The sequence below is a fragment of the Halomonas sp. TH-94 genome (genome assembly GCF_057473365.1).
Map to the genome: position 1 here is coordinate 1 of NZ_JBYCKL010000003.1, position 11,394 is coordinate 11,394.

Genomic DNA, 11,394 nt, shown 5'->3' on the forward strand with positions numbered 1-11,394 from the left:
CGCGGTCTGGCCGCGGGGGCATCGTCGTTTACTCTCCCATGATTCTCTCGAGGCAGGCGTTATTCAAGATAGGTATAGCCCTGCAGGCCGGCGGAGAGGTCGTCGAGGAAGTGTGCCTGCTCCTCGGCGGAGAGCCCGCTGTCGGCCAGCTGGCCGGCGAGCCGGTCGCGCAGCACCTTGGCATCGAAGTTGACGTAGGCCAATACGTCGGAGACCCGATCGCCCTGCTGGGCGTGGCTCAGCACCCACTCGCCTTTCTCGTCGAGTGCGGCGTCGACGGAGTCGGTGTCGCCGAACAGATTGTGCAGGTCGCCGAGGATCTCCTGGTAGGCGCCGACCAGGAAGAAGCCCAGCAGGCGTTCTTCGTCCTCGCGCCACTCCGGCAGCGGCAGGGTCGTCTCCACGCCCTGGCCGTCGACGTAGCCGTCGATACGCCCGTCACTGTCACAGGTGATGTCCTGGATCACGCCGCGGCGGGTGGGCTCGCGGTTGAGTCCGGTCAGCGGAAGCACCGGGAAGATCTGATCGATGCCCCACACGTCGGGCACCGACTGGAACAGCGAAAAGTTGACGAACAGCTTGTCGGCGAGCTTCTCGGCCAGCTCGTCGATGATCTCGCGGTGGGCACGGTTGCGACTGTCGAGACGCTCGCGCAGGCGTGCACAGGCAGCGAAGTAGACCCCTTCCGACTCGGCGCGAACGGTGATGTCCGCCAGGCCCATGAGAAAACGATCGTGCATCTCGCTCATTGCCTGCAGCAGGTCATGCCAGGCTTCGACCAGCTCCCGCGGCTCCACCGAGTTGCCCAGCAGATCGTGAACGCGCCACAGCTCATCCAGCTGCGGATCGTTCTCGGCCAGACGCTCGGGTGCTTCATCGTTGACCCGCTCTTCACCGATCACGTTGGCGATCAGCACCGCATGGTGCGCGGTGAGCGCACGGCCGGATTCGCTGACCAGATGCGGGTGGGGGATTTCAGCCTCGTTGCAGGCCTGAGCGAAGGCGCTGACCACGTTACGTGCGTACTCGCGCATGGAGTAGTTGATCGAGCAGAAGCTGCGCGAACGGGTACCCTCGTAATCGATACCCAGGCCACCGCCGACGTCGACGGTATCGATCGGCGCTCCCAGTGCCAGCAGGCTCTGATAGAAACGCGCACACTCGCGCAGGCCGACCTGGATATCGCGGATGTTGGCGATCTGCGAGCCGAGATGGAAGTGCACCAGCTGCAGGCTTGCCAGTGAGTCGGCTTCACGCAGGCGTTCCACCACCGCCAGCATCTGGCTGGCGGTGAGACCGAACTTGGATTTCTCGCCGCCAGTGTCCTGCCACTTGCCCATGCCCACCGACGCCAGGCGCGCGCGCAGGCCGATGCGCGGGGTGACGCCAAGGCTTTCGGCTTCCTCGAGAATCAGGGGCAGTTCGGAGAACTTTTCCACCACCAGGTAGACGCGGTGGCCGAGCTTCTCGCCCATCAGTGCCAGGCGGATGTACTCGCGGTCCTTGTAGCCGTTGCATACGATCAGCGACGGGCCGTCGGCGGAGAGGGCCAGTACCGCCAGCAGTTCAGGTTTGCTGCCGGCTTCGAGGCCGACCCGGCCGTGGCCGCGCTCGCGGGTGGCGAGAATTTCCTCGACCACACGACGCTGCTGGTTGACCTTGATCGGGTAGACCGCGGTGTAGCCGCCGTTGTACTCCTCTTCGCTCATGGCCAGGTCGAAGGCTTCACACAGCTGCTCGACGCGGTCGTGCAGGATGTCGCTGAAACGCACCAGTACCGGCAGCCGCAAATCGAGCTCGCGCAACTGGTTCACCAGCGGGGCCAGGGGCAGTGCTGGCCCTTCGGCCTCGCTGCCCAGCGGGCGCACCAGGGCGTGACCGTCGTCGTCTACGTCGAAATAACCGCTGCCCCACTGGTCGATGTTCCAGGTGCGGCGGGCTCGCTGGGCGGGACCGGAGGCTGCTCCCATGGATAGGCTCATGTATCGCTCGCTTCGGGCAGGGGCAAAGCGCCGTGGTTCAGGCGTGCCGTGAGTATGGTATGAAACTGCGCGGGGTCGTGGGGCGTCAGGTCGTGCGCCGGCGGGTCCACGTAGACCACCAGTAGACGCGACAGCCAGTAGCGCAGCGCGGTCATGCGCAGCATGGTCGGCCACACCTCCCGCTCGACCTCGGTCAGAGCGCGGCGGGCCTGATAGGCATTGAGGATGGCGTCGTGGCGTTCGCGGTCCAGACGGCCGTCGGGGCCCGAGGCCCAGTCGTTGATCACGATGGCGAGATCGAACAGCAGGTCGCCCGTGCAGCCGTTGTAGAAATCGATGATGCCGCCGAGGCGGTCGCCCTCGTACAAGGTGTTGTCGCGAAACAGGTCGCCGTGCAATGCGCCGTGGGGCAGCTCGGGCGCATCGCCGAACACACCCTGATAGATTTCCACTTCATCCTTCATCAGGGTCTGATCTTCCGGCGATAGATAGACCAGCACCTTGTGGTGCATGGCAGTCAGCCAGTTCAGGTCGCGCGGGTTGGGCCGATGCCCGGGGAAGTGTTGGGATACCACGTGCATCCGCCCCAGTGCGTCGCCCAGCGTCTCGCACTGGGTCAGATTGGGCGCCACGGGGTGGCGGCCGGGCAGGCGCGGAAACAGCAGCGAGGGCTTGCCGGCCAGGCTGTGCAGAGCGATGCCTTCGCGGTCGTGAACCGGTCCTGCCACCGGCAGGCGGTGCTCGTCCAGGTAGTCGAGCAGGTCGACGAAAAACGGCAGTTCTTCATGCTCGCCCTGCTCGAAGAGGGTCAGCACCAGCTCGCGACGGTCGGTGGTAACGAAGAAGGTACTGTTTTCGGTGCCACCGGCCACCCCTGTCAGGGACACCAGCTCACCGACGTCGAAACGCCTGAGAAACTCCGCGACCTGTGCGTCGCTCAACGGGGTGAATACGGCCATGTGTCTCTCGCCCAGGTTGCCAAGCCGCCTATTGTAGCGTCTTGGCACTTCGATGCACGTCTACTGGACGCGTTCCGTCATTCACCTCGGTGGGTAACACTCCCTGCATTGGCTAGCGGCGATTCTGCACCCACTGAGGTACGGCGATGCCGTTGCCCCCCTGGCGCTCGAAGTTGCCGTCGCCATCGTGGTCCACCAGAAAATAGCCGGAGCCCTGGTTCGGCCGGATCTCGATGGCGTAGAGCTGGCCGTTGACGCGGTATTCGCGAATGGTGCGGTCGCTCTCCTGGCGCGTGGTGATGTCGGGCTCGACGTTGCCGGATGACTGCGCCATGGCCGGCGCGGCTGCCACCAGGCCGAGGAAAAGCAGGGGCACAGCCAGGAAGCGAGAAAGGACGTTCATATTGGCCTCCGAAGACCGCTTGCGACAATCGATGCCACCTTGTGGCCGATGCCAGTGTATGCCGTTGGACAGCGTGATCCCAACGATGTCGGCAAAAACCACAGGCAATGCGTATCATGGCTGACCAGAATCACATTTTCTTGCACAGACTCAACGGATGCCGATACATGGCCGATACGCCCATCGTTCTCGTCGACGGTTCGTCCTACCTCTACCGCGCCTTTCACGCTCTGCCGCCGCTGACCACTTCCACGGGTCAACCCACCGGCGCCATCAAAGGCGTGATCAACATGCTCAAGCGGCTGATCAAGGATTACCCCGACAGCCCCATGGCGGTGGTCTTCGATGCCAAGGGCAAGACCTTCCGCGATGAGCTGTTCGAGGCCTACAAGGCCCAGCGTCCGCCGATGCCCGACGACCTGCGCAGTCAGGTGGAGCCGCTCTACGCCTGCGTGCGTGCCCTGGGTCTGCCGCTGCTGTGCATCGAAGGCGTCGAGGCCGACGACGTCATCGGCACCCTGGCACGTCTCGCCACCGAGGCCGGTCGCGACGCGGTGATCTCCACCGGCGACAAGGACATGGCGCAACTGGTGAATCAGCACATCACCCTGGTCAACACCATGAAGGACGAGCTCCTCGACAGGGCGGGCGTCGAGGCCAAGTTCGGCCTGCCGCCGGAGCTGATCATCGATTTCCTGGCGTTGATGGGCGACAAGGTCGACAACATTCCCGGAGTGCCGGGGGTGGGCGAGAAAACCGCCCTGGGCCTGCTGCAGGGCATGGGCGGCGGGCTCGATACCATCTACGCCGACCTGGATCGGGTCAAGACGCTCGACTTCCGCGGCGCCAAGACGTTGCCGGCCAAGCTCGAGGAGCATCGCGAGATGGCCTATCTCTCCTATCAGCTGGCCACCATCAAGACCGACTGCGAGCTGCCGGTGGGGCTCGACGACCTCGACATCGCCCACCCCGACCGCGAAGCGCTCAAGCAGCTCTATACCGAGCTCGAGTTCAAGGCCTGGCTCTCGGAGCTGCTGGCGGGCAAGGACGAGGGCGTCGATGACGTGGAGCGCGGCACGGGGGTCGCAGGCACGGCGGCGGCGGGCAATCTCGATCCCGAGGCGCCGCCGGCCAGCGTAGCGGCGTGCAACAACCATCTTATCCTGACTCAGGCGGAACTCGACGCGTGGCTGGGTCGGCTCGGCGCCTGCGAGGCCTTCTGCTTCGACCTGGAGACCAACAGCCTCAACTACATGGATGCCGAGATCGTCGGCGTGGGGCTGGCGCTGGAGCCCGGCGAGGCGGCCTACGTGCCGCTTGCCCACGACTACCTCGACGTGCCCGACCAGCTCGATCGCGCCAGTGTGCTGGCCGCGCTCAAGCCGCTGCTCGAGGATCCCTGCCGCGGCAAGATCGGCCAGAACCTCAAGTACGACATCTCGGTGCTGGCCAACTACGATATCCAGGTGCGCGGCCCCCTTACCGACACCATGCTCGAATCCTACGTGCTCAACTCTACGGCGACCCGCCACGACATGGATTCGCTGGCGCTGAAGTACCTGGGGCAGAAGACGGTGAGCTTCGAGGAGATCGCCGGCAAGGGAGCCAAGCAGCTCACCTTCAACCAGATCGACTTCGAACAGGCCGTGCCCTACGCCTGCGAGGACGTCGACGTGACCCTGCGTCTGCACTGCGCGCTGCGGCCCCGCGTCGAGGCCGAGGGGCGCCTGGCCGAGGTGCTCGACCATATCGAGCGTCCGCTGATCCCGGTGCTGTCGCGCATCGAGCGCACCGGCGTGGCGATCGACGCCGCACGTCTGCGTGCCCAGAGCCAGGAGCTCGAAGTGCGCATCCAGGAACTCGAGACGCGCGCCTTCGAGCTGGCCGGCCGCGAGTTCAACCTCGGCTCGCCCAAGCAGTTGGGCGAGATCCTGTTCGAGGAGCAGAAGATCCCGGTGCTCAAGAAGACGCCCAAGGGTGCGCCTTCCACCGCCGAGGCGGTACTCGAGGAGCTGGCGCTGGACTACCCTCTGCCCAAGGTGATCATGGAGCATCGCGGCCTGGCCAAGCTCAAGTCGACCTACACCGACAAGCTGCCGCGTCTGGTCAACAAGCGCACCGGCCGCCTGCATACCAGCTATCACCAGGCGGTCACCGCTACCGGGCGGCTGTCTTCGTCAGACCCCAACCTGCAGAACATTCCCATTCGTACCGAGGAGGGGCGCAAGATTCGCCAGGCCTTCATCGCCCGCCCTGGCTACCGTATCGTTGCCGCCGACTACTCGCAGATCGAGCTGCGTATCATGGCCCACCTCTCCGAAGACAAGGGGCTGCTTTCCGCCTTCGCCGAGGGGCGTGACATCCACACCGCCACTGCCGCCGAAGTCTTCGGTGTGGCACTGGATAAAGTCTCGGGTGAGCAGCGACGCAGCGCCAAGGCGATCAACTTCGGGCTGATCTACGGCATGAGCGCCTGGGGCCTGGGCAAGCAGCTGCACATCGAGCGCAGCCAGGCGCAGACCTACATCGACCGCTACTTCGACCGCTACCCGGGGGTGGCGCGCTACATGGACCGTATCCGCGCCCAGGCCGCCGATGACGGCTTCGTCGAGACGGTGTTTGGCCGCCGGCTCTATCTACCCGAAATCCGCGCTCAGAACCACGCGCGTCGCCAGGCCGCCGAACGCACCGCGATCAACGCACCGATGCAGGGCACCGCGGCGGACATCATCAAGCGCGCCATGATCGAGGTCGACGCCTGGCTGCAAGAAAGCGGCTTCGACGCCTGCATGGTGATGCAGGTACATGACGAACTGGTGTTCGAAGTCGGCGAGGGTCAGGTGGACGAATTCATCGGTGAAGTGAAGGCGCGCATGCAGGCCGCCGCCGAGCTCAGCGTACCGCTGATCGTCGAAGCCGAGAGCGGCGTCAATTGGGATGAGGCGCACTGACGCCGAGCGTCAATGACGGCATTCCATCGAATCGATAGCAGGCCCGGGGCTGGCGAGGCAGCTTCGGGCCGCTATGCTTAAGCCTCGTACAAGGACGACGATGGAAAAAGCTATGACGGATGCACCCCAGAGGGGCCCCGGCGGGCCTGACGACGAGACCATCAGGCTTGCCACGAAGCTGTTCAACTGCGCCCGCGAGGGCGACAGCGCCACCTTTCAGGCGCTGCTGCCCCAAGGTTTGCCGGCCAATCTGCGCAACCACAAGGGCGACAGCCTGCTGATGCTGGCCAGCTACCACGGCCACCACGACACCGCTCGGGTGTTGCTCGAGCATGGTGCCGACCCGCAGCTAAGCAACGACCAAGGCCAGACCCCGCTGGCCGGTGCGGCCTACAAGGGCGATCTGAGAATGGCCGAACTCCTGCTGGAATACGGTGCCGAGGTGAACGCCTGCGCCCCGGACGGCAAGACGGCGCTGATGTTTGCCGCCATGTTCGATCGTACCGAGATCGTGGCGCTTCTGCTGGCGCATGACGCCCATGCGGACGTCCGGGACAGTCGCGGCATGACCGCGCGCGACCTGGCTCAGGCCATGGGAGCCGCCAATACGCCGGCTCAGCTGGCCAGCTGACGCCAGAAAAGCATCCCGCCTAAACGCGAAAGCCCGCGGCGCAGGCCGCGGGCTTTCTCTTTGCGCTATTGCTCAGCTCGCGCTAGTGCTCAGCGCCAGCCGACGCGATCGAAGATACGAATCGCTTCCGGGTTGTTCTCTCCCAGCACGCTGATATTCAGGTCGTCCTTGTGCAGTTCGCCCCAGGACTTCAGCGTCTCGTCCATGTTCACACCGTCAATCACCGGGTACTCGAAGTTGCCGGCAGCGAAGAACTCCTGGGCCACATCAGAGGCCAGGAACTCGAGGAAGCGAATGGCATTTTCGCGGTTCGGCGAGGTGGCAACGACGCCTGCTCCGCCGACGTTGACGTGAATGCCGCGATCCTCCTGATTGGGGAACAGGATACCGACTTTTTCTGCCACTTCGCGGTCGGCGGCGTCGTCGGAGTTGATCAGGCGCACGTAGTAGTAGTGGTTGGCCACGGCCAGGTCGCACTCGCCAGCAGCCACTGCCTTGATCTGATCGGTGTCACCGCCCTCGGGCTGACGCGCCAGGTTCTTGACGATGCCCTGGGCCCACTCTTCGGCCCCCTCGGCACCGTGATGATCGATCATCGCCGCCAGCAGCGACTGGTTGTAGATGTTGTTGGAAGAGCGGATGCACACCTCACCCTCCCAGCGCGGGTCGGTCAGGTCCTCGTAGGACGTGATTTCGCTGGGGTCGACATTCTCGGGGTTGTAGAAGATTGCCCGCACGCGCTGGCTGAAGCCGAACCACTTGCCTTCCGGGTGGCGCATGGAATCCGGCAGACGCTCATCGAGCACGTCGGATTCGATGCCCTGGAAGATGCCTTCCTGCTCGGCGCGCCACAGACGGCCGGCATCCACGGTGATCATCACATCGGCCGGGCTGGCAATACCTTCGCGTTTGATGCGGTCGATCAACTGGTCGGATTCGCCCTCCAGCAGGTTCACCTTGATACCGGTCTCATCGGTGAAGGCCTGGTAAAGTTGCTCATCGACGTCGTAATGGCGCGCCGAGTAGAGGTTGACCTCTTCGGCTGCTACCGTGGTGGCAAAGGCCGAGCCGGCCATCAATACGGCGAGCGGAGCGACGACACGATTACGCTGTAGCATGTAGTGGACCTCGAGAGCGGGTGGTTCGGTTGAATGATAATACGTTGCATTTAGTTAAGCGCTATTGAAGCGTTTCCCGAACGCGTCGTCAAGCCCGCATCGACAGCGACTCATATACGACTCCGCAGTAGGCTGACCGGGAGCAAGAGGAGGTGGAAAAGATGTTAAATGAGAGTCTATTTCAAACGCATTTGCTGGACATTTCGGGTACGATGAAATCCATACCTTCACTTGACCAAGTCGTCTGACCTATGACTAGCCAATCGAAGCCAGTGGAAGTCGAACACGCCCCCTACCATCCAGATGCCGCCCTGACCATGCAGGGGGTGCACCATACTTTCGACAGCCTGCCGGCCGTGCGCGGCGTCGATCTCGAGGTAATGCCTGGAGAGGTGGTCTGTTTGCTGGGCCCCTCGGGCTGCGGCAAGACCACTCTGCTGCGCATTGCCGCGGGTCTCGAAGTGCTCCAGCAAGGTCGTGTGACGCTCAACGGCGGCGAGATCGCGGTACCCAAGGGCAAGCACGTGCCCCCGGAGAAGCGCAATGTGGGTCTAGCCTTCCAGGATTCGGCGCTGTTTCCACATCTCACGGTGCTGGAGAACGTGACGTTCGGCCTCAAGGGGCAGCCGCAGGCGCAGCGTCGCCAGCGGGCCCTGTCCCTGCTCGAACAACTTGGCATGGCCACCTACGCCGATTCCTACCCGCACATGCTCTCCGGTGGCCAGCAGCAGCGCGTGGCGCTGGCTCGGGCTTTGGCGCCTTCTCCTCAGCTGATGCTGCTCGACGAGCCTTTCTCAAGCCTCGATGCCCGCCTGCGCGATCGCATTCGGGACGACACTCTGCACGTGCTCAAGAAGGTGGGCTCGGCGACTCTGCTGGTGACCCACGACCCCGAAGAGGCCATGTTCATGGCCGACAGAATCGCGCTGATGCGCGAGGGTCGTGTGGTGCAGGTGGGTACCCCGCGCGAGCTCTACTGCGCTCCTTGCGATCCCTTCGTCGTGGCCTTCTTCGGCGAGGTCAACGAACTGCAGGGCGAGGTGCACGGCGGCAGGGTAATGACTCCGGTGGGGCCGGTTGAAGCCGGTTGGCTACCGGAAGGGAGCCAGGCCCAGGTGATGATTCGCCCTGAGGCGCTGCGTATTACCGAGCACTTCGATCCGGCGCCGGAACACCGCTATAGCCATGTGGTCATGGCCAAGCTGCTGGGACGCAGCAGCCTGCTGCATATCTGTGCCCACGGCGAGGACGGCAGCGAAGCTCACTTGCACGCCAGGGTTCCCGGTGTGTTCCTGCCTGCCGAAGGGCAGCGGGTGGACATTCATCTCGATCTGTCTCAGGTCTTCGTTTTTCCCTCAGCGGGGGCCTGAGCCAGGGCGCGAGCGGCGCATTGCCATGCTCAGCAGAATCACCGGAACGATGCCGACGACCACGATGGCCAGGGAGGCGGTCGATGCCTCGGCCAGCCGCTCGTCCGACGCCAGGCTGTAGGCCCGCACCGCCAGGGTGTCGAAGTTGAAGGGGCGCAGGATGATGGTCGCCGGCAGCTCCTTCATGATATCCACGAACACCAGGATCCCCGCCGCGAACAGGCTGCCACGCATGATCGGCGTATGGACGCGCTTGAGTGTGCCCGCCGGCGTTTGCCCCAAGGTGCGCGAAGCGGCATCCATGCTCGGTGTCACCTTGCCCAGGCTTGCCTCCACGGTATTGAAGGAAACTGCCAGGAAGCGCACCACGTAGGCATAGATCAGAATGAACGCCGTGCCGCTGAAGATCAGCCCGACGATCGTGCCATAGTGAGTGTGCAGCCACGTATTGACGGTATTGTCGAGCCAGGCGAAGGGAATCAGGATGCCGACGGCGATCACCGAACCCGGTATGGCATAGCCCATCGAAGCGATGCGTGTGGCGATGCGCGTCAGCGGGCTGTCGTGTAGGCGTACGCCATAGCTGAGTACCACCGCCAGCCCCACTGCAATCAGCGAGGCGATCACGGCGAGCTTCAAGCTGTTCCAGGCAAAACCGAGAAAGCGGGTGCCGAATAGCGCATCCCCGGTAGTGAGCGCCATCTGCGTCAACAGGCCGCTGGGGATCAGGAATCCGATCAGGACCGGCAGCGCGCAGACGGTGAAGGCCGCCGCGGCCCGCCAGCCGCGCAGCCGGTATTCGGGCAACTGCTGATAGCGGTTGGTGGTATGGAAATACTGGCGTTTGCCCCGCGACCAGCGCTCCAGCATCACCAGCACGATGACGAACAGCAACAGGCAGGCGGCGAGCTGGGCTGCTGCGACCTGCTCGCCGAGACCGAACCAGGTGCGATAGATGCCCGTGGTAAAGGTATCCACGCCGAAGAACTGGACCGCCCCGAATTCGTTGAGGGTTTCCATCAGTACCAGCGAGACGCCGCCGACGATGGCCGGCCGCGCCAGCGGCACTGCCACGGTGGCAAACAGGTTCCACGGGCCGCGGCCCAGGGTGCGCCCGACGTCGAGCACGCATACCGACTGCTCGAGGAACGCCGCACGTGCCAGCAGGTAGACGTAGGGATACAGCACCAGCGTGATCAGCGTGGCGGCACCGCCCAGGGAACGGATATTGGGAAAATAGTAATCGCCCCGGCCCCACTCGAAGATCTCACGAAGCCAGGTTTGCAGCGGGCCGGCATACTGCAGGAAGTCCGTGTAGGCGTAGGCGATCACGTAGGTAGGCACGGCCAGCGGCAGTAGCAGTGCCCACTCGAAGACCCGCCGCCCCGGGAAGCGGCACATCACCACCAGCCAAGCGGTACCGGTACCGATGATCATGGTGCCGATGCCTACCGTGACGGTGAGGTAGAGCGTATTGCCGATATAGCGCCCCAGTACCGTGCTGGCCAGATGCTGCCAGACCCCTTCCGTCGGCATCACGATATGAGCGAGCACCACGATGACGGGCAACGCGACGACCAGGGCGATGCCGAGGATAAGCAGCGTCCAGGGGCTCAGATAGCGAGATGCCGAGGCAAGACCGGTAGTGGCGGAACGGAACAAACGGAACTCCTTGGCTGGCTGGCGCAACGGCACGGTAATGCGAGGCGGTAACGATTGGGAATGATACCAGTTGTCCCATGCAGCTGCAGCTGACCGACGTCAAGGAAGCCCCCCAATGAAAAGCGCCCGCATCCAGGATGCGGGCGCCGCGGGCAGGCTGCTAAACGGCCTAATAGCCGAGCATGAGTGACGGCAAGCCCGTCACCAGCACCGGGAAGAAGGCCATCAGCACACAGGCCAGCACGATCAGCGCACAGAAGGGAATTACCGCCTTGTAGAGATCGATGATCTCCACCCCCTTGGGCGCCACCCCCTTCA

Annotated in this window: 8 protein-coding genes and 1 pseudogene; 3 read left to right on the plus strand and 6 right to left on the minus strand. The window is 64.0% G+C overall.

Translation table 11 applies throughout. From position 1 onward, the window contains the following. Positions 1-59 precede the first annotated feature (59 nt). The 3 genes from speA to AC2VNO_RS00600 form a co-directional block, all read right to left on the minus strand. The gene (speA, locus tag AC2VNO_RS00590) at positions 60-1,970 is read right to left on the minus strand and encodes a biosynthetic arginine decarboxylase (RefSeq protein ID WP_486932325.1); all 1,911 of its coding nucleotides are present in this window, start codon (positions 1,968-1,970) and stop codon (positions 60-62) included. Between the two features lie 8 nt (positions 1,971-1,978). After that, the gene (locus AC2VNO_RS00595; protein WP_486932326.1) at positions 1,979-2,941 is read right to left on the minus strand and encodes a homoserine kinase; all 963 of its coding nucleotides are present in this window, start codon (positions 2,939-2,941) and stop codon (positions 1,979-1,981) included. A gap of 112 nt (positions 2,942-3,053) precedes the next feature. Continuing rightward, positions 3,054-3,344: a DUF2782 domain-containing protein gene (locus AC2VNO_RS00600; RefSeq protein WP_486932327.1), complete on the minus strand. Its 291-nt coding sequence runs from the start codon at positions 3,342-3,344 to the stop codon at positions 3,054-3,056. A gap of 167 nt (positions 3,345-3,511) precedes the next feature. Between AC2VNO_RS00600 and polA the strand changes: the two genes are divergently transcribed. Together polA and AC2VNO_RS00610 are read left to right on the plus strand one after the other, a co-directional pair. Continuing rightward, positions 3,512-6,295, plus strand: coding sequence for a DNA polymerase I (gene polA, locus AC2VNO_RS00605; protein WP_486932328.1), 2,784 nt, complete (start codon positions 3,512-3,514; stop codon positions 6,293-6,295). Between the two features lie 112 nt (positions 6,296-6,407). Further along, the gene (locus tag AC2VNO_RS00610) at positions 6,408-6,926 is read left to right on the plus strand and encodes an ankyrin repeat domain-containing protein (protein ID WP_486932329.1); all 519 of its coding nucleotides are present in this window, start codon (positions 6,408-6,410) and stop codon (positions 6,924-6,926) included. Positions 6,927-7,015: 89 nt separating this feature from the next. Here AC2VNO_RS00610 and AC2VNO_RS00615 read toward each other — a convergent pair whose 3' ends face one another. Then, positions 7,016-8,044: a Fe(3+) ABC transporter substrate-binding protein gene (locus tag AC2VNO_RS00615; protein ID WP_486932330.1), complete on the minus strand. Its 1,029-nt coding sequence runs from the start codon at positions 8,042-8,044 to the stop codon at positions 7,016-7,018. Between the two features lie 251 nt (positions 8,045-8,295). Between AC2VNO_RS00615 and AC2VNO_RS00620 the strand changes: the two genes are divergently transcribed. Further along, on the plus strand, positions 8,296-9,414 hold the full coding sequence (locus tag AC2VNO_RS00620) for an ABC transporter ATP-binding protein (protein ID WP_486932331.1): 1,119 nt from the start codon (positions 8,296-8,298) through the stop codon (positions 9,412-9,414). Here the strand turns inward: AC2VNO_RS00620 and AC2VNO_RS00625 are convergent. Further along, a complete protein-coding gene (locus AC2VNO_RS00625; RefSeq protein WP_486932332.1) occupies positions 9,400-11,076 on the minus strand; it encodes an ABC transporter permease in 1,677 nt (558 codons plus the stop codon). The genes AC2VNO_RS00620 and AC2VNO_RS00625 overlap by 15 nt on opposite strands. Positions 11,077-11,245: 169 nt before the next feature. Then, a pseudogene (locus AC2VNO_RS00630) lies at positions 11,246-11,394 on the minus strand (C4-dicarboxylate ABC transporter); the annotation flags it as partial.

Excerpts from the sequence above, each read along its gene's own strand:
- speA (WP_486932325.1), bottom strand. The coding sequence starts at position 1,970 with ATGGGAGCAGCCTCCGGTCCCGCCCAGCGAGCCCGCCGCACCTGGAAC.
- AC2VNO_RS00595 (WP_486932326.1), bottom strand. The coding sequence starts at position 2,941 with ATGGCCGTATTCACCCCGTTGAGCGACGCACAGGTCGCGGAGTTTCTC.
- AC2VNO_RS00600 (WP_486932327.1), bottom strand. The coding sequence starts at position 3,344 with ATGAACGTCCTTTCTCGCTTCCTGGCTGTGCCCCTGCTTTTCCTCGGC.
- polA (WP_486932328.1), top strand. The coding sequence starts at position 3,512 with ATGGCCGATACGCCCATCGTTCTCGTCGACGGTTCGTCCTACCTCTAC.
- AC2VNO_RS00610 (WP_486932329.1), top strand. The coding sequence starts at position 6,408 with ATGACGGATGCACCCCAGAGGGGCCCCGGCGGGCCTGACGACGAGACC.
- AC2VNO_RS00615 (WP_486932330.1), bottom strand. The coding sequence starts at position 8,044 with ATGCTACAGCGTAATCGTGTCGTCGCTCCGCTCGCCGTATTGATGGCC.
- AC2VNO_RS00620 (WP_486932331.1), top strand. The coding sequence starts at position 8,296 with ATGACTAGCCAATCGAAGCCAGTGGAAGTCGAACACGCCCCCTACCAT.